This window comes from Variovorax sp. GW460-12-1-14-LB1, from assembly GCF_059423605.1.
In genome coordinates this window covers 1-18,673 of sequence record NZ_JBWKYF010000038.1, presented here as the reverse complement: position 1 = coordinate 18,673, position 18,673 = coordinate 1, and the positions used below count along the sequence as shown (strand labels likewise).

At 68.1% G+C, this 18,673-nt stretch carries 15 protein-coding genes; 13 read left to right on the top strand and 2 right to left on the bottom strand.

Annotated features, from left to right (window positions below; translation table 11 throughout):
- The first annotated feature begins 43 nt into the window (after positions 1 to 43).
- From AC07Y4_RS19390 to ygiD, 9 genes are all read left to right on the top strand, one after another.
- Positions 44 to 1,267, top strand: a complete 1,224-nt coding sequence (locus AC07Y4_RS19390) for a porin (RefSeq protein WP_070094987.1) — start codon at positions 44 to 46, stop codon at positions 1,265 to 1,267.
- Between the two features lie 184 nt (positions 1,268 to 1,451).
- Positions 1,452 to 2,432, top strand: coding sequence for an ABC transporter permease (locus AC07Y4_RS19385; RefSeq protein WP_056573001.1), 981 nt, complete (start codon positions 1,452 to 1,454; stop codon positions 2,430 to 2,432).
- A gap of 1 nt (position 2,433) precedes the next feature.
- Positions 2,434 to 3,708, top strand: coding sequence for a M20 aminoacylase family protein (locus AC07Y4_RS19380; RefSeq protein ID WP_070060001.1), 1,275 nt, complete (start codon positions 2,434 to 2,436; stop codon positions 3,706 to 3,708).
- Between the two features lie 31 nt (positions 3,709 to 3,739).
- Positions 3,740 to 5,320 (top strand): ABC transporter substrate-binding protein, encoded by a 1,581-nt coding sequence (locus AC07Y4_RS19375; RefSeq protein WP_070060000.1) that lies wholly within the window; start codon positions 3,740 to 3,742, stop codon positions 5,318 to 5,320.
- 104 nt (positions 5,321 to 5,424) lie between these two features.
- Positions 5,425 to 6,336 carry an ABC transporter permease gene (locus tag AC07Y4_RS19370; RefSeq protein WP_095948286.1) on the top strand — a complete coding sequence of 304 codons (912 nt, stop codon included), beginning with the start codon at positions 5,425 to 5,427 and terminating at the stop codon, positions 6,334 to 6,336.
- 20 nt (positions 6,337 to 6,356) lie between these two features.
- Positions 6,357 to 7,427, top strand: coding sequence for an ABC transporter ATP-binding protein (locus AC07Y4_RS19365; RefSeq protein WP_487848005.1), 1,071 nt, complete (start codon positions 6,357 to 6,359; stop codon positions 7,425 to 7,427).
- Complete coding sequence (locus AC07Y4_RS19360) at positions 7,424 to 8,464, top strand: ABC transporter ATP-binding protein (RefSeq protein WP_487848004.1); 1,041 nt, start codon at positions 7,424 to 7,426, stop codon at positions 8,462 to 8,464. The genes AC07Y4_RS19365 and AC07Y4_RS19360 overlap by 4 nt, the downstream gene beginning before the upstream one ends.
- Positions 8,461 to 10,425 carry a glycosyltransferase family 2 protein gene (locus tag AC07Y4_RS19355; protein ID WP_487848003.1) on the top strand — a complete coding sequence of 655 codons (1,965 nt, stop codon included), beginning with the start codon at positions 8,461 to 8,463 and terminating at the stop codon, positions 10,423 to 10,425. The genes AC07Y4_RS19360 and AC07Y4_RS19355 overlap by 4 nt, the downstream gene beginning before the upstream one ends.
- Positions 10,426 to 10,526: 101 nt before the next feature.
- Positions 10,527 to 11,432 (top strand): 4,5-DOPA-extradiol-dioxygenase, encoded by a 906-nt coding sequence (gene ygiD, locus AC07Y4_RS19350; RefSeq protein WP_487848002.1) that lies wholly within the window; start codon positions 10,527 to 10,529, stop codon positions 11,430 to 11,432.
- Between the two features lie 25 nt (positions 11,433 to 11,457).
- On the opposite strand, the gene zwf is transcribed toward ygiD, so the two are convergent.
- Positions 11,458 to 12,930, bottom strand: a complete 1,473-nt coding sequence (zwf, locus tag AC07Y4_RS19345; protein WP_062472648.1) for a glucose-6-phosphate dehydrogenase — start codon at positions 12,928 to 12,930, stop codon at positions 11,458 to 11,460.
- A gap of 143 nt (positions 12,931 to 13,073) precedes the next feature.
- Here zwf and AC07Y4_RS19340 point away from each other — a divergent pair, with 143 nt between their 5' ends.
- Genes AC07Y4_RS19340 through AC07Y4_RS19325 form a run of 4 tightly spaced genes read left to right on the top strand, consistent with a single transcriptional unit; the run spans position 13,074 to position 18,070 of the window.
- Positions 13,074 to 14,084 (top strand): ABC transporter substrate-binding protein, encoded by a 1,011-nt coding sequence (locus AC07Y4_RS19340; RefSeq protein WP_062472650.1) that lies wholly within the window; start codon positions 13,074 to 13,076, stop codon positions 14,082 to 14,084.
- Positions 14,085 to 16,358, top strand: a complete 2,274-nt coding sequence (locus tag AC07Y4_RS19335; RefSeq protein ID WP_487848001.1) for an ABC transporter permease — start codon at positions 14,085 to 14,087, stop codon at positions 16,356 to 16,358.
- Entirely contained in the window at positions 16,355 to 17,395 is a 1,041-nt protein-coding gene (locus tag AC07Y4_RS19330; protein WP_095743724.1) for an ABC transporter ATP-binding protein, read from the top strand. The genes AC07Y4_RS19335 and AC07Y4_RS19330 overlap by 4 nt, the downstream gene beginning before the upstream one ends.
- A gap of 12 nt (positions 17,396 to 17,407) precedes the next feature.
- The gene (locus AC07Y4_RS19325) at positions 17,408 to 18,070 is read left to right on the top strand and encodes an HAD family hydrolase (protein WP_354345492.1); all 663 of its coding nucleotides are present in this window, start codon (positions 17,408 to 17,410) and stop codon (positions 18,068 to 18,070) included.
- On the opposite strand, the gene AC07Y4_RS19320 is transcribed toward AC07Y4_RS19325, so the two are convergent.
- Positions 18,016 to 18,673, bottom strand: a 658-nt coding sequence (locus AC07Y4_RS19320; protein ID WP_495274923.1) for a lipocalin family protein, incomplete at its 5' end; no start/stop codon positions are given. The genes AC07Y4_RS19325 and AC07Y4_RS19320 overlap by 55 nt on opposite strands.

The following is an 18,673-nucleotide window of genomic DNA, read 5'->3' as shown; positions in this document are numbered from 1 at the left end:
CCTTCGCACCGGAGCCCTATGTTTAACCTTGGAGAAACTTGCAATGAAAAAATCTCTAGTTGCTCTGGCTGCCCTGGCTGTTGCCGGTGTTGCCTCGGCTCAGTCGTCCGTCACGCTGTTTGGTGTGGTCGACGCGTCGATCAGCGGCTACTCGTCCACCTCGCGTGACCTGAACGGCGCCACCTTCCTGAACCCGTTCTACCTGAACCGTGGCAGCGTCAAGGTCAGCCGCACGGCTCTGGCTAACTCGGGTTACAACTCCAGCCGTCTGGGCTTCCGTGGTACGGAAGACCTGGGTGGTGGCCTGGCAGCCAGCTTCTGGCTCGAAGCCCCGATCACCAACGACGACGGCGCAACTGGCGTTTCGACGTTCGCTCGTCGCTCGACCGTGAGCCTGTCGGGTGGTTTCGGTGAAGTTCGTCTGGGCCGTGATTACACCCCGACGTTCTGGAACGACACCGTGTTCGATCCGTTCGGCACCAACGGCGTTGGCACCAACCTGATCTCGACGGCCAGCGGTTTCAACACCACCGGCGGTTCGGGTGGCTTTGGTGGCAACCCGAACTACGTTCGCGCCAGCAACACCATCGGCTACTTCCTGCCCCCGAACCTGGGCGGCTTCTACGGCCAAGTGCAGTACGGCTTCCACGAGAAGGACAAGTTCAGCCCTGGTACCGCTACGCCTAACGTCGCGAACAACTCGCGCACCGGTCGTTACGTCGGTGGCCGCTTCGGCTACGCCAACGGTCCTCTGGACGTTGCGCTGGCCTATGGCAGCAGCACCTCGGGTGACCAGTTCTACGCTGGCGTGACCAACAAGGTCAACACGCTGAACCTGGGCGCTTCGTACGACTTCGGTCCCGTGAAGCTGTTCGGTGAAGTGTCGCGCGTCAAGAACAAGGTCGACTACGAAGTCACCCCCTTCGTCGGCGCTACGCCTGACACCGACCTGACCGGCTACCTGCTCGGCGTGACCGTGCCCGTCGGTGCTGGCCTGATCCGCGCTTCGTACTCGAGCGTCAAGTACGACCTGAACCAGCCGCAAGTGCTGTTCCAGCCGCGTATCGCTGACCCGAAGGCTAACAAGCTGGCTATCGGCTACGTGCACAACCTGTCGAAGCGCACGGCTCTGTACGCTACCGTTGCTCGCGTGAGCAACAAGAACGGTGCAGCCCTGACCGTTGGCGGCCCGGCCTTCATCAACAGCGGTGTCTTCACCCCGAAGAACTCGACCGGCTACGACTTCGGTATCCGTCACGCTTTCTAATTTGATGCTGGCGCAAGCCAGCTTCGAATCGAAAGACTGAAAGCCACCCGGCGCAAGCCGGGTGGCTTTTTCTTTTGGCGCGCGCCTGTTCTCACTCGTAAAAATTGCGCCTCCACCCCCGGGGAACCCCCGTGCGGGCACGCTGCTTGCACTGCTAGCATGCCGCGATCACTCTTGTTGCTGAATGACTGCCTTTGTACTGCGCCGCCTGATCCAGGCCGTGATCGTGATGATCGCGGTTGCGTTCATTGCCTTCCTCCTCTTTCAATATGTCGGCGACCCGGTCGTGTTCCTGCTGGGGCAGGATGCCAAGCCCGACCAGATCCGTGAAATGCGCGCCGCATTGGGGCTCGACCGACCCTTCTTCGTGCAGTTCTGGCATTTCCTCGTCAACGCCGCACAGGGCGAATTCGGGCTGAGCCTGCGCCAGGGCGCCAAGGTGTCGCGCCTGATCGGCGAGCGCTTCCCGGCCACGCTCGAACTCGCACTCGTGGCCGCGGCGTTGGCCCTGTTCGTCGGCATCCCGATGGGCGTCTACACCGCCCTGCGCCGTGGCACCTTCATGAGCCAGGTGTTCATGACCGTGTCGCTGCTCGGCGTGTCGCTGCCCACCTTCCTGATCGGCATCCTGCTGATCCTCGTCTTCGCGGTGACGCTGGGCTGGTTCCCGAGCTTCGGGCGTGGCGACACGGTGCAGTTCGGCTGGTGGACCAGCGGCCTGTTCAAGGCCGACGGCTGGCACCACATCATCCTGCCGGCGGTGACGCTGGCGATCTTCCAGCTCACGCTGATCATGCGGCTGGTGCGCGCCGAGATGCTCGAGGTGCTGCGCACCGACTACATCAAGTTCGCGCGCGCACGGGGCCTGTCGAACCGCGCGATCCATTTCGGCCACGCGCTCAAGAACACGCTGGTACCGGTCATGACCATCACCGGCCTGCAGCTCGGTGGCCTGATCGCCTTTGCCATCATCACGGAGTCGGTGTTCCAGTGGCCCGGCATGGGGCTGCTCTTCATCCAAGCCGTGACCTTCGCGGACATTCCGGTGATGGCCGCCTACCTGTGCCTGATCGCACTGATCTTCGTGGTGATCAACCTCGTGGTCGACCTGTTGTACTTCGTGGTCGATCCCCGGCTGCGCGTGGGCAAGGCGGGAGGCCATTGAGGTGAGTGTCGCAACCGCTGCCGCAACGCCGCGCCTGCAGGCCTCCGGCCGGGCCTTCGCGCACATCGCCAGCTTCTATCCCGAGATCACGGCCTTTCGCCGCGACCTGCATGCCCACCCCGAGCTCGGCTTCGAAGAGGTCTACACGGCGGGCCGCGTGCGCGAAGCGCTGCGCGCCTGCGGCGTAGACGAGATCCACGAGGGCATCGGCAAGACCGGTGTCGTCGGCGTCATCCGCGGCAAGTCGACGGCCAGCGGCCGCATGATCGGCCTGCGCGCCGACATGGACGCGCTGCCCATGCGCGAGGACAACGACTTCGGCTGGCGCTCCGCCAACGACGGCCTGATGCACGGCTGCGGCCACGACGGCCACACCGCCATGCTGGTCGGCGCCGCGCGCTACCTGGCCGAGACGCGCGACTTCGACGGCACCGCCGTGCTGATCTTCCAGCCCGGCGAAGAAGGCTTGGCCGGTGCGCGCGTGATGATTGAAGACGGCCTGTTCGACCGCTTCCCGGTGAACGCTGTCTATGCGATGCACAACTGGCCCGCGATGCCGGCGGGCACCGTCGGCATCAACCGCGGCGCGATGATGGCCGCGGCCGATCGCGTGACGATCGAGATCAAGGGCAAGGGCGGCCACGGCGCGCATGCCTACCAGACCATCGACCCCGTCGTGGTGGCCGCGCACATCATCACCGCCGCGCAGACCATCGTGTCGCGCAGCGTGCGCCCCATCGACGCGGCCGTCGTCAGCATCTGCGCCGTGCAGGCCGGCGACCTCGGCGCGATGAGCGTGATCCCGGGCGAGGCCACGCTGGTCGGCACCGTGCGCACCTTCAGCGCGCGCGTGCAGGCGCAGGTCGAGCAGCGACTGAGCGAGCTGTGCACGGCCATTGCCACCGGCTTTGGCGCGACCGCGACGATCAAGTACGAACGCATCTACCCGGCCACGATCAACACCGCGCCCGAAGCGATGTTCGCGGCCGACGTGGCGCAGGCGTTGGTCGGCGCGAAGAACGTCGACCGCAACCTGGAGCCCAGCATGGGCGCCGAAGATTTTTCCTTCATGCTGCAGAAGAAGGCCGGTGCCTATCTGCGCATCGGCCAGGACGCCCGCAGCGGCGCCTTCCTGCACAACAGCCGCTACGACTTCAACGACGAGATCCTGCCGCTAGGCGCCGCATTGCATGCGGGCCTGATCGAGCAGGGCATGCCGCTGGCTGCTACCCGCAGCCTGCAGCCAGGGAAAGCCGCCGCCACCGCGGCGCCGTGATGTGTTCGATTTCAACCCGAGGAGTGTTCCCATGAGTTTCAAGAAGCAAGCGGCTGCGGTCGCTGTCCTGTGCGCCCTGGGCGCCGTCAGCATGGTCGCCAGCGCGCAGACCATCCGCATCGCGAACCAGGGCGACGCCCTGTCGCTCGACCCGCACTCGCTCAACGAGTCGCTGCAACTGAGCGTCACCGCCAACGTCTATGAAACTCTCGTGGGCCGCAACAAGGACCTGAGCCTGGCACCGCTGCTGGCCACGAGCTGGAAGCAGACCTCGCCGAACGTGTGGCGCTTCGAGCTGCGCAAGGGCGTGGTGTTCCATGACGGCACGCCGTTCAGCGCCGACGACGTGGTGTTCAGCTTCGCGCGTGCGCAGGGCGACGGCTCTGACATGAAGGCCACGCTCAGCGAGATCAAGGCCGTGCGCAAGGTCGGCGACCTCGCCGTCGAAATCGAAACCAACGGCCCCTTCCCGATCCTGCCCGACGTGATCTCGCTCACCATGATCATGAGCAAGAAGTGGTGCGAGGAAAACCAGGCCACCAAGCCGGTCGACCGCCGCAAGGGCATCGAGAACACCGCTTCGTTCAAGGCCAACGGCACCGGCCCGTTCCGCGTGCGCGAACGCCAGCCCAACGTGCGCACCGTGTTCACGCGCAACGGCACCTACTGGGGCAAGATCGACGGCAACGCGCAGGAGATCGTGTTCACGCCCATCGCCAACCCCGCGACCCGCGTGGCCGCGCTGGTCTCCGGCGAAGTCGACGTGATGGAGCCCGTGCCCGTGCAGGACATCGCGCGCATCAACGCCGCGCCCAACGCCCGCGTCATCACCGGCCCCGAGATGCGCACCATCTTCCTGGGCATGGACCAGAAACGCGACGAACTGCAGTACTCGAACGTGAAGGGCAAGAACCCGTTCAAGGACAAGCGCGTGCGACAGGCCTTCTACCAGGCCATCGACATCGCCGGCATCCAGCGCACCGTGATGCGCGGCGCCTCCAAGCCCACCGCGCTGCTCGTCGGCCCGGGCATCAACGGCTGGACCGCCGACCAGGACAAGCGCTTGCCTTTCGACGTCGATGCCGCCAAGAAGCTGCTGACCGAAGCCGGCTACCCCAACGGCTTCGAAGTCTCGATGAACTGCCCGAACGACCGCTACGTGAACGACGGCCAGATCTGCCAGAGCGTGGCCGCCAACCTCGCGAAGATCGGCGTCAAGATCAACCTCGTGGCCGAGACCAAGGGCACCTACTTCCCGAAGATCCTGCGCCGCGACACCAGCTTCTACATGCTGGGCTGGACCCCGACCACCTACGACTCGCACAACGCGCTGAGCTCGCTCACCTCGTGTCCCGACGACAAGGGCACGGGCCAGTTCAACCTGGGCGCCTACTGCAACCCGAAGCTGGACGAGCTGACCAAGAAGATCCAGTCCGAGTCGGACAAGGCCAAGCGCAACGAGATGATCAAGGAAGCCTTCAAGGTCCACACCGACGACATCGGCCACCTGCCGCTGCATCAGCAGTCGCTGGCCTGGGGCGTGAGCAAGAAGGTCGAGCTGGTGCAACTGGCCGACAACTTCATGTACTTCAAGTGGATGAGCATCAAGTAAGTCGACCGTGGGCCGCTGCCTGAGCGGCCCGACCATGGGCCCGCTTCTTGCGGGCCCATTCTTTTTTGCCTCACGATGAAAAATAACCCCCACGCGGCCCGGCGATGAAAAAAACCCTTGCTCGCTGGCTCGACAGCGATGTCGGCTACAGCTTCCGCACCTCGCCGGTGGCGATCGCCGCCGCCGTCATTGCGCTGGTGTGCGTCTTCTGTTCGGTGTTCGCCGGATGGGTGTCGCCGCACAACCCCTTCGACCTCGCCACCCTCGAACTCGGCGACGCCCGCCTGCCGCCGGCGTGGAGCGCCGAAGGCTCCACCAAATACATCCTCGGCACCGACGACCAGGGCCGCGACATTCTTTCGGCCGTGATCTACGGCGCCCGCATCTCGCTGATCGTCGGCGTGGTGTCGGTGGTGCTGTCGGTCGTCGTCGGCGTGGTGCTCGGCCTGCTGGCCGGCTTCTTCGGCGGCTGGCTCGACTCCTTCCTCATGCGCGTGTGCGACGTGATGCTGTCGTTCCCGCCCATCCTCGTGGCGCTGCTCATCGCCGGCGTCGGCCGCGCGCTCTTTCCGGGCGCGCACGAGTCGCTGGCCTTCGGCGTGCTGATCATTTCGATCTCGCTCACGGGCTGGGTGCAGTACGCGCGCACCGTGCGCGGCTCCACGCTGGTGGAGCGCAACAAGGAATACGTGCAGGCCGCGCGCGTCACCGGTGTGGCGCCGCTGCGCATCATGCTGCGCCACGTGCTGCCCAACGTGATGGGGCCGGTGATGGTGCTGGCCACCATCCAGGTCGCGACCGCGATCATCACCGAGGCCACGCTCTCGTTCCTGGGCGTCGGCGTGCCGCCGACCTCGCCTTCGCTGGGCACGCTCATCAGCATCGGCAACCAGTACCTGTTCTCAGGTGAATGGTGGATCACGGTGTTCCCGGGCCTGATGCTGGTGCTGATCGCACTCAGCGTGAACCTGCTCGGCGACTGGCTGCGCGACGCGCTCAATCCGCGCTTGCGCTGAACAGAAAAGGAGAACGCCTCATGACGCTGCTCCAGGTCAAAGACCTCATCGTCGAATTTCCGAACCGCCGCGGCACGCTGCGCGCGCTCGACCGCATTTCCTTCGACATCGCGCCCGGTGAAATCCTCGGCGTGGTGGGTGAATCGGGTGCGGGCAAGTCGCTCACCGGCGCGGCCATCATCGGCCTGCTCGAACCGCCGGGCCGCGTGGCCGGCGGCGAGATCCTGCTCGAGGGCCAGCGCATCGACAACCTCGGTTTCGATGCGATGCGCCCCATCCGCGGCCGCAAGATCGGCGCGATCTTTCAAGATCCGCTGACCTCGCTGAACCCGCTGTACACCGTGGGCCGCCAGCTCATCGAGACCATCCGCACCCACTTGCCCGTGACCGAATCGGAAGCGCGCAAGCGCGCCATCGGCCTGCTGCAGGACACCGGCATTCCCGCCGCCGAACAGCGCATCGACCACTTCCCGCACCAGTTCTCGGGTGGCATGCGCCAGCGCGTCGTGATCGCCCTGGCGCTCGCGGCCGAACCCAAGCTCATCGTGGCCGACGAGCCGACCACCGCGCTCGACGTGTCGATCCAGGCGCAGATCATCCAGCTGCTCAAGCAGGTCTGCAAGGAACGCGGCGCGGCGGTGATGCTCATCACGCACGACATGGGCGTGATCGCCGAGACCTGCGACCGCGTGGCCGTGATGTATGCGGGCCGCATCGCCGAGATCGGCCCGGTGCACGAGGTGATCCACCAGCCCGCGCACCCCTACACCTCGGGCCTGATGGCGTCGATCCCCGACATGACGAGCGACCGCGAGCGGCTCAACCAGATCGACGGCGCCATGCCGCGGCTCAATGCCATTCCGACCGGTTGCGCCTACAACCCGCGCTGCCCGCGCACCTTCGCGCGCTGCCTGACCGAGCGGCCCGAGCTGATGCATGCGGGCGCCACGCGCGCCTCCTGCTGGCTGCACGACGCCGCCGACCCGCATGCGGGCCAGGCCGAGATCGCCGCGCAGCACCACGACGCCCTGGCGGCCGGCGAGCGCGCCGCGCCCGAGGCGGCCGAACCCCTGGCGGAGGTGACCCGATGAGCGCCGTGATCGAACCCCGCAAGGACGCTGTGGCGACAAAGACCAGCGAGCCGCTCGTGGTCGCGCATGACCTCGCGCGCACCTTCGACGTGTCGCCGCCCTGGCTCAACCGCGTGCTCGAACGCAAGCCGCGCGTGCTGCTGCATGCAGTGGACGGCGTGAGCTTTTCCATCGAGCGCGGCAAGACGCTCGCGCTGGTCGGCGAATCGGGCTGCGGCAAAAGCACCGTGGCGCGCCTGCTGGTGGGCCTGTATGCGCCCACGCGCGGCGGCCTGCAGTTCGACGGGCAGGACGCGCACGCCGCGTTCAAGACGCCCGAAGGCCGGCAGCTGCGCCGCCGCATCCAGATGATCTTCCAGGACCCCTACGCGAGCCTCAACCCGCGCTGGATCGTCGAGGACATCATCGGCGAGCCGCTGCGCGAGCACGGCATCCTGAGCGACAAGGACGCGCTTCGCCAGCGCGTGGGCGAGCTGCTGCAGTCGGTCGGCCTTTCGCCGCTGGACATGAGCAAGTACCCGCACCAGTTCTCGGGCGGCCAGCGCCAGCGCATCTCCATCGCGCGCGCGCTCGCCACGCAGCCCGAGTTCCTGGTGTGCGACGAGCCCACCTCGGCGCTCGACGTGAGCGTGCAGGCGCAGGTGCTCAACATCATGAAGGACCTGCAGCGCGAGCAGGGCCTGACGTACCTGTTCATCTCGCACAACCTCGCCGTGGTGCGCCACGTGGCCGACCAGGTCGGCGTGATGTACCTGGGCCGGCTGGTCGAGGTGGCGGACAAGCAGAAGCTCTTCGCCGAGCCGCAGCATCCGTACACCCGCATGCTGCTCGACGCGATCCCGCAAATGAAGCACACCGGCCGCGCACGCACGCCGGTGCAGGGCGAAGTGCCGAACCCGCTGAACCCGCCGACCGGTTGCGCCTTTCATCCGCGCTGCCCGCATGCGAATGCGCGCTGCTCGACGGAGCGACCGTCGCTGTTGAGCCTGAAGGGCGTGCAGGTGGCCTGTCATGCGGTGGAGGAAGGCCGTGTGTGAGTGAAGGCGGCAGCCCGCAGGGCTGGCCGGCGGACTTTCCGTACCGGCCGCACCTGCGCTTCTGCTCGCTGGGCAACGAGAACGTGCGGGAGGTGATGGAGGGCTTTCGCCTCGCCTGCGAACGCCTCGGCTACACCACAAGCATCGCGCCGGGGCCGGGTGTCGACAACGACGACATCAACCTCTTCTTCTTCGCGATGGGCCTGAGCCTGCCCTCGGACGACGAGCTGCCGCCGAACGCGATCGTCGTCAACTTCGAGCCGGCCCTGCCCACGTTGCTCGCGGAGATGCCCGGTTATCGACGGTTGCTGCAGCGCGCTCACGTGTGGGAGTACAGCCTCGAGAACATGGTGCACCACCCGGCGCTGGGCATCCATCGATCCGACTACGTGGGCCCGGGCTTCGAGCCACTGGCCACGCCGCTGGTGCCGGCGTCCGAAGTGCTGGACGACGCACAGCAGGACATCGACGTCATCTTCTTCGGTGAGACGACGCCCCGGCGGCTGCAGGTGCTGGAGGCGTTGACTGCCGCTGGACTGCGGGTGGCCTACCCTTTTGGAAAGGCCTGGACGCCAGCGCAGCGCGACGCCTTGCTGCCGCGCGCCAAGGTCGGGCTGAACATGCGCAAGGCCGACCACTCCAGCACGGTGGAGCTGCCGCGCCTGTCGATCCTGCTGCGGCATCGCAAGGCCGTGGTGTCGGAGCTGTATCCGCATTCCGAGATTCCGCAGGTGCTGCGCGACGCGGTCGACGGGTGCACGAAGGACGAGCTGATCGAGCGTGTGCGTGCGCTGGTGGCCGATGCGCCGCGTCGGCGCGCACTGGAGATCGCCGGGCCGCGGGCGCTGCAGTCCTTGCCGCCGCAGCATGAGGTGCTGGCGGGGGCGATGCAGCGTTATCTTTCGGCGGCCCGGCAGCGATGGGTGGGACAGCAGGCACGGAATACGGCTGAGCCTGCCTCGCAGGTGTCCGTCCTGATGGTGACGCGGGACGAAGAGGCGAACGTCGCGGAGGCCTTGGCATCGATCGCCGAGCAGAGCCTCGCACCGCACCAGATCATCGTGGTGGACGACGGCTCCACCGATGCCACCGTCGACGTGATTCGCGCGCGCATGGCCGCCGATCCGCGGCTGGCCGGGCTGCTGCTGTTGCAGGCGCCCGTCCCGATGGGCTGGGCGGCGGCCGCGCAATGGGGGTTGATGCAGGCGCGCGGCGACGCGCTGGCGCTGTGGGCGCCGACTGTGCGCTGTGCGCCCGAGCGCCTGCAGGTGCAGTCCGCGTTCCTGCGCGCGTCGCCGGAGATCGGCGCGGTCGGTGCCTGGTACACCCGCGATGGCGAAGCGGAGCCGCCGCCGATGCAGCGTCTGCCGGAGATGCACGACCAGATCCTGGCCGCGCTGTTGGCGCATCTGCCGCACGAACAACCGCTGTTGATGGGCGGCCTGATGCTGTCGTTGCCGCGCATCCAGCAACGCGGGCTGGGCTTCGATGCCACGCTCGGCCGGTTCGCATGGCTCGGCCTGCTGCTGGAACTGGTGCGCGGCGGTGCGCGGCTGGCCAATCTCGGCATCAGTCTCAGCCAACTGACGACCCGCCACGCTGCGGGACTCGTGGAAACCGATGTGACGGCGTTGACCCGTGTGCGAGAGCGTCTGCTGCCCCAGGTCTTCCCCGACGTGCCGTCCGCCGAGACGCAGCGGCTGGCCCGGCTCTACGGCCAGCAATGGGCGCCCGATGCCGACGATGCCACGGCGCTGCTGCGCGACATGGCGGGCGCCTGCGCGCAGCAGGGCGACGTCCACGCGACCACCGTGCTGCGCGGCGAGAGCCTGCGCGTGCTGGCGGTGTATGCGGAGAACGGGCGACTGGCGCCAGGCTACCTCGACACGCTGATGCGCGAGCCCTTGCTGCGCGATTTCCTGGCGCCGCTGGGCGAGCGCCTGCGTGCATTCGTGCCGTGAACCATGGCCCTTGCGCCGGGCAGTGTGCGTAAACGCACTTTCCCTGCCGTCACTCTGTTGCACAGTCCCGGGTTGGCCCCGAATCCACACCCCCTGACACGATGACCTCCACCCCGATGACCCGCCTGCTCAGCCGCCGCGGCTTTCTCATGGGCTCGGCGCTGGGCGCCACCGCCGCGCTGGCGTCGATGACCGAGATCGCGCACGCGGCTGGCGCAGCACCGGCGCGCCGCATGCCCGTCATCTTCATCGGCCACGGGTCGCCGATGAACGCGCTGGCGGACAACGCCTTCACGCGCCGCCTCGCCGCCTGGGGCCGCGAGCTGCCGCGCCCCACGGCGATCCTCAGCGTGTCGGCGCACTGGCTCAGCCAGGGCGCGACCGGGGTCACGGTGCAGACGCGGCCCAAGACGATCCACGACTTCGGCGGCTTTCCGCAGGCGCTGTTCGACATCGAGTACCCGGCACCGGGCCATCCTGCACTGGCACGCGAGGCGATCGGCGCCGTCAAACAGGCGCCGGTGATCGCGACTGAGCAGTGGGGACTGGACCACGGCACCTGGACCGTGCTGAAGCACCTGTGCCCGAAGGCCGACGTGCCGGTCTTCCAGCTCAGCATCGACTACGACAAGCCGGCGGCGTTCCACCATGCGGTGGGGCGCGACCTGGCGGCCTTGCGCGACCAGGGCGTGCTCGTGATGGGCAGCGGCAACGTGGTGCATAACCTGCGCGCCACCGACCGCGGCACGCCCGACGGGCTCAAGGCGAGCCGCCCGTGGGCGCAGTCGTTCGACGAGGCGGTGAAGGCCGCGCTGGCCGGCCGGGACGACCGCGCGCTGATCGGCTACGAGAAGCTCGAGGGGGCGTCGACCGCCGTGGCCACGCCGGACCACTACTTTCCCTTCCTGTACGCCCTGGGCGCTGCGGCGCCGGGCGAGCGTGCGAAGACGGTCTACGAAGGCTTCCAGTCGGGCACGCTCAGCATGCGCTGCCTTCAGTTCGGCTGAACGAAGGCCGCGCAGCCTTGCTGCGTTACTGCTCCTCACCCCAGGCGAAGCCGTCGCGCGCGATCATGGCGCTCGACGCGCTGGGGCCCCAGGTGCCGGCCGCATAGGGGCGCGGGCCGCCGTCGGATTCCCACGAATCGATGAGCGGCTCGACCCAGCGCCAGGCTTCTTCCTGCTCGTCGCTGCGCACGAACAGGTTGAGGCGCCCGTCGATCACGTCCAGCAGCAGGCGCTCGTAGGCACCCACGCGCTCGGCGCCGAAGCGCTTGTCGAAGTCCAGGTCGAGCTGCACCGGCGCCAGTTGCGCGGCGCTGGCGTGGCCGTTGCCGCCGCGCTGGCGGTTGTCCTGCGCCTGCGCGAGCATGTGCAGTTCCAGGCCGTCTTTCGGTTGCAGGTTGATCACCAGCTTGTTCACGTTGCCTGCGGGTGCGCGGTAGATGGCGTGCGGCGTGGGGCGGAAGTTGACCTCGATGCGCGCGTCGCGCGAGGCCAGCCGCTTGCCGGTGCGGATGTAGAAGGGCACGCCGGCCCAGCGCCAGTTGGCGATCTCGGTGCGCAGCGCCACGAAGGTCTCGGTGCGGCTGTCGGGGTTCACGCCCGGCTCGTCGCGGTAGCCTTGCACCCGCTCGCCGTAGGCCGTGCCGGCCGTGTACTGGCCGCGCACCGCGTGCAGGCCCAGGCTCTCGGGCGTCCAGGGCTTGAGGGCGCGCAGCACCTTGAGCTTCTCGTCGCGGATGGCGTCGGCGTGCGCGTTGATGGGCGGCTCCATGGCCACGGCGCACAGCAGCTGCAGCGCGTGGTTCTGCACCATGTCGCGCAGCGCGCCGGTCTGGTCGTAGAAGGCGCCGCGCTTTTCCACGCCCAGGTCCTCGGCCATGGTGATCTGGATGTTGGCGATGTGCTCGCGGCGCCAGATGGGCTCGAAGAGGGCATTGCCGAAGCGCATCGCGAACAGGTTCTGCACCGAGGGCTTGCCCAGGTAGTGGTCGATGCGAAAGACCTGCTTCTCCTCGAGCACCTTGCCCACCGCGGCGTTGATCGCGCGGTTGGAGGCCAGGTCGTGGCCCAGCGGCTTTTCGAGCACGACGCGGGTGCGCGGGCCGTTGAGCCCGGCGGCGGCGATCTGCTCGACCACCTGCGTGAAGAGCGCGGGCGCCGTGGCCACGTACATCACGACCGTCTTGGCGTCGCGCTGCTTGAGCAGGTCGGCCAGGCTGGCGTAGTCGGCGGGCTTGGACAGGTCCATGCGCAGGTAGTGCAGCATGGAGGCGAACTTCTTGAACTCCTCGGGGGAGGGGCGCTTGGCGCCTTCGACGGCGCTGAAGCGCGACTGGATCAGCTCGCGGTACTGGTCGTCCGACAGGTCGTCGCGCGCCACGCCGACGATGCGCCCGTCCTGCGGCAGGCTGCCGTGCCTGAAGGCCTGGAACAGCGCGGGCATCAGCTTGCGCCACGCAAGGTCGCCAGTACCGCCGAACAGAACGAGATCGAAGCTCATGAGAAAACTTTCCTTTGTCTGAATGCCGAGCAGGCAACGTGCCAGTCGCGATGGTACTTGTACCGATTCGGCACACCTGTACTAAAGCTACGCTGTCCCATGGCCGCGAGGCCTTTTTTTATTGCCGAGGCAGGGGAATACCAATGAAGAAGCTTTTCACGGCAGCCGCGCTGCTGGGTCTGTCGGCCGCCGCGTCGGCGCAGACCGTCAACGTCATCTGCTCGGTGCAGGCCGAGTGGTGCAACGTGATCTCCACCGTCTACGCCCGCACCACGGGCGTGCGCATCAACATGGCGCTCAAGGGCTCGGGCGAGGCGCTGGCCCAGCTCATCGCCGAGAAGGACAACCCCAAGACCGACGTCTGGTTCGGCGGCACGGGCGACCCGCACCTGCAGGCGGCCGAGCAGGGGCTCACGCTCGAGTACAAGTCGCCCACGCTCACGCAGCTGCATCCCTGGGCCCAGCAGCAGGCCAAGCAGTCGGGCTACAAGACCGTGGGCATCTACTCGGGCCCGCTGGGCTTCGGCTACAACCCCGAGTTGCTGGCCAAGAAGAAGCTGCCCGTGCCCAAGACCTGGGCCGACCTGCTCAAGCCCGAGTACAAGGGCGACATCCAGGTGGCCAACCCCGCATCGAGCGGCACGGCCTACACCATGATCGCCACGCTGGTGCAGCTCATGGGCGAGGACAAGGCCTTCGACTACCTCAAGGCGCTGCACAAGAACGTCGGCCAGTACACCCGCTCGGGCACCGGCCCGATCAAGGCGGTGGCGCGCGGCGAAACCGCGATCTCCATCAGCTTTGTGCACGACGGCCCGGGCGAGAAGATGCAGGGCTTCCCGGTCGAAACCATCACGCCCAGCGACGGCACCGGCGCCGAGATCGGCTCCATGAGCGTCATCAAGGGCGCGCGCAACCTCGACGCCGCCAAGAAGTTCTACGAATGGGCGCTCACGCCCGCCGCGCAGGAACTGGGCGCCGCCAACAAGCAGTTCCAGCTGCCCAGCAACGCGAGCGCCAAGCTCGACCCGCGCATTCCTGACTTCAAGAAGATCAAGTTCATCAACTACGACTACGCCAAGTACGGCGCCAGCGCCGAGCGCCGCCGCCTGATCGCGCGCTGGGAAAAAGACGTCAACTCGCTGCCGCGCTAAGTGCAGGCGCGTTCCAACGAAGGCGCGCCGGCCAACCCGGCGTCCCTGGCCGCCGCCCGGCGCGCGCGGCGATGGATCTGGGCCTGGGTCGCGCTGGGCCTGGCGGCTTATCTCGTGCTGCCCTGGTATGCGATCCAGGATGCGACCTGGTACGAAGCCGTTCCGCAGGTCTTCGGGCAGGCGGAAGGCGCCAACGGCCTGATGCAGGCGGCCACGCAGGGCCGCAGCTGGCTCTTCATCGGGCTGGCCGGGTTGCTGCTGTGCGCCGTCGGTGCGGCCCTGCCGGCCGGCAAGGCGCAGGGGCGCTGGCTGCTGGTGGGTGGCGCGATCGGCGCCATCGGCCTGGCCGTGGCGGGCTTCACCATCGGCGCGCGCGGCTGGAGCGTCGCGGCGCTCAACACCCAGTTCGGCGAACTGGCCGTCAACCAGTTCGGCATCGGCGCGGGCGGCTTCGTGGCGCTCACGGCGCTGGTGCTGCTGGCGGCCTTCGGCATGGCGCGGCTCGGCCTGTTCAAGGGCGACCTGTTCGTGTCTGCCTCGGTGGTCGGCTGCGGCGTGCTGATGGCGCTGTTCATCGCCTACCCGGTGAGCCGTGCACTGTCGGGCGCCTTCTTCAACGAAGACGGGCAGTGGTCGATCGCGGCCTTCGCGGCGCGCGTGTTCACCGAGCGCATCTGGGGCCTGGGTTGCCTGGCGGGTGGCGTGCGCTGCGGCGTGGCCTGGAACACGCTGGTGCTGGCGCTGCTCACCGCGGCCGGCACCACCTTCCTGGGCACGCTGATGGCGCTGATGGCCGAGCGCGGCAGCCAGCGCGGGCAGGGCGCACTGCGGGTGCTGGCGCTGCTGCCGATCATCACGCCGCCGTTCGTGGTCGGCCTGGGCCTCATCTTGCTGTTCGGCCGCGCGGGCATCGTCAACCAGGTGCTCGAAAACGTGTTCGGCATCGAGCCCACGCGCTGGTTCTACGGCATGCCGGGCGTGCTGGTGGCGCAGCTGTTCGCCTTCACGCCCATCGCCTTCATGATCATGCGCGGCGTGGTGCAGGGCATCGCGCCCAGCCTGGAAGAAGCCGCGCAGATGCTGCGCGCCGACCGCCGCCGCGCCTTCTTCACCGTGACGCTGCCGCTGCTCAAGCCCGGGCTGGCCAACGCCTTCCTGGTCGGCTTCATCGAGAGCATTGCCGACTTCGGCAACCCGGTGGTGGTGGGCGGCCAGTTCTCGGTGCTGTCGACCGACATCTTCTTCGCCATCGTCGGCGCGCAGTACGACCAGGGCCGTGCCGCGTCGCTGGCCTGGGTGCTCACGCTGTTCGCGCTCGGCGTGTTCGCGCTGCAGCGCGGCCTCTTGGGCAAGCAGAACTACACGACCGTGAGCGGCAAGGGCGATGCCGGCATCGCGATGGCGCTGCCCGACGGCGTGCGCCGCACCATCCAGTGCATCGCGCTGCCGTGGATCGCCTTCACCGCCGTGGTCTACCTGTTCGCCTTCGCGGGCGGCTTCGTGCAGACCTGGGGGCGCGACTACAGCTTCACGCTCAACCACTTCAAGAGCGCCTTCGCGCTGGAGTGGGGCCAGTTCGGGCTGGTGTGGGCCGGCACGGCGTGGAACTCGCTGATCACCACGCTGAAACTGGCCGGCATCTCGGCGCCGATCACCGCGGCGCTGGGCCTGCTCATTGCCTGGCTGCTGGCGCGCAACGAGTTCAAGGGGCAGGGCGCCTTCGAGTTCGGCGCGCTGTTGGCCTTTGCGATCCCGGGCACGGTGCTGGGCGTGAGCTACATCCTGGCCTTCAACGTGCCGCCGTTCGAGCTCACGGGCACGGGGCTCATCATCGTGCTGTGCTTCATGTTCCGCAATCTGCCGGTGGGCGTGCGGGCCGGCACGGCGGCCTTCAAGCAACTCGACCGCTCGCTCGACGAGGCCTCGCTGATGCTGCGCGCATCCACGTCGCAGACGCTGTTCAAGGTGGTGCTGCCGCTGCTCAAGCCGGCGCTGGTGGCCGCGCTGGTCTACAGCTTCGTGCGCGCCATGACGACGGTGAGCGCGGTGATCTTCCTGGTCACGGCCGAGAACGAACTGGCCACCACCTACATCATCGGCCGCGTCGGCAACGGCGACTACGGCATCGCGCTCGCCTACTGCACGGTGCTCATGGTGCTGATGTCGCTGGCCATTGCGCTGGTGCAGTTCGTGGTCGGAGAGCGCAAGCTGGGAAGACGCGGGGCCACGCCCAACCACCAAGGGCATCACAAAATGGAAAGCCTCTCCGCATGAACGGTATCGAATTCCGCAACGTCACCAAGCGCTACGGCACGGACAAGAACGGCCCGATGGCCGTCAAGGGCATCAGCTTCGAGGTGCCCGTGGGCACGCTCACCACCATCCTCGGCCCCTCGGGCTGCGGCAAGACGACCACGCTGCGCATGATCGCGGGGCTCGAATCGCCCACCTCGGGCTCGATCTTCATGGGCGGGCGCGACGTCACCACGCTCGGGCCGGGCGAGCGCAACGTGAGCATGATGTTCCAGAGCTACGCGCTGTTCCCGCACATGAACGTGATCGAGAACGTGGGCTACGGCCTGCGCATGAGCGGCGTGAAGAAGGACGAAGCCACGGCGCGGGCGCGCGAGGCGCTCCGGGGCGTGGGCCTGGTCGGCTTCGACGAGCGCCTGCCCAGCGAGCTGTCGGGCGGCCAGCAGCAGCGCGTGGCCCTGGCGCGCGCGCTGGTGCTCGAACCGGCGGTGCTGCTGTTCGACGAGCCGCTGTCCAACCTCGACGCCCGCCTGCGGCGCGAGATGCGCGAGGAAATCCGGTCGCTGCAGCAGCGCTTGAAGCTCACGGTGGCCTACGTGACGCACGACCAGAGCGAGGCGCTGGCCGTGAGCGACCAGATCATCGTGATGGACCACGGCGTGATCGCCCAGCGCGGCACGCCCGAGCAGCTGTACGGCCGGCCCGAGAGCGAGTTCGTCGCCGGCTTCATGGGCGAGGCGATGGTGTTCCCGGCCGTGGCGCAGGCCGACGGCAGCGTCACGCTCGGCCCGCTGCGCCTGCAGCCGCGCTACGCAGTGGCGCCCGGCACGGTGAAGGTGGCGGTGCGGCCCGAGGCCTGGGACATCGGCGCGCTCGACGGCCTGCCGGCCACGCTGCGCAAGTCGGCGTACCTGGGCAGCTTCTACGAATACGGCTTCGACACCCCGCTGGGGCCGGTCTTCGTGGTCTCGACCGATCTGTCGCGCCCGCTGGCGGCCGGCACGCAGACCACCCTGTCGCTCGGAACCCATGGCGTGAGCGTGGTGCCCGGCGCATGAAACAATGGCGCCATGAACGTGGTTTTCGATCTTGGCGCCGTGCTGTTCGCCTGGGAGCCGGCACGGCTGGTCCAGGCCCATCTCCCCTCTCACGCCCCCACTGACGCCGCCGCCGCGGCCTTGGGCCGGGCCCTTTTCCATCACGACGACTGGACCGGCTTCGACTGCGGCACCCGCACGCTGGACGATGCCATCGCCCGCATGTCGGCGCGGCTGGCGCTGCCCGCCGAGTCGCTGCACGCCATGCTCGACGGCCTGGGGGAGCGGCTGGCGCCGATCGACGTCACGGTCGCGATGCTCGAAGAGCTGCTCGCCCAGCGCGATGCCGGCGAGCCGCTGCGGCTGTACTACCTGTCGAACATGCCCGTGCCGTTCGCCCGCGCCCTCGAGCGCCGGCACGCCTTCATGCGGCGCTTCGACGGCGGCGTGTTCTCGGGCGACGTGAAGTTCCTCAAGCCCGAGCGCGAGATCTACGAGCTGCTGGCCATGCGCCACGGCCTCGACCCCGAGCAGACGGTGTTCATCGACGACTCGGCCGCCAACGTCGAAATGGCCCGCGCCTTCGGCTGGCACGCCATCCATTGCACCGCGCCCGACAAGCTGCCGGCGCAACTGCAGCGCTACCTGCCGGTGAGCACCACCTTGTCGGTGTCGAACCCCAGGCTGCGGGCGTAGTCCAGCTCGGCCTGCAGCGCCTCGTCCTCCAGGCGCGGCGCGCGCGACAGCACCCAAAGGTACTCACGGTCGGGCGTGCCGACCAGCGCCACCTGGTAGTCGCGGTCGAGCTTCAGGATCCAGTAGTCGCCCCACACCAGCGGCAGCCAGCCCATCCAGGCGGGGGCGAAACGCACCTGCAGCCGTCCTGCGCCGGGCTGGCCGGCCACGGGCACCACGCGCGCACTGCCGATGGCCTCGTCGAAGTTGCCGTCGTCGCGCACGCAGCGGTTGCGCACCTGCACGGTGCCGTCGGGCTGCGGCGTGTACTCGGCGCTCACCGGGCCGGCACACTGTTTCTGGAACCGGTTGGGCAGCCGCGCCTGTTCGTGCCAGACGCCGGCGTAGCGGTGCAGGTCGACCGGCGCCACCACCTGCAGCGGCGCGCGCATCAGCGGGGCGCCGTCGGCCGGACCGGCGGGCCGGGCACGGGCCGTGCGTGCGGCGCCCAGTGCGTACCAGGTGGCCACGCCGCCCACGACGAAGGCGGTGGCCATGGTGCCGATCGCGTGGCTGGTGCGGCGGTCGTCGAAGCCGCGACCGGCGGCGGTCGCGGGGCGTGGG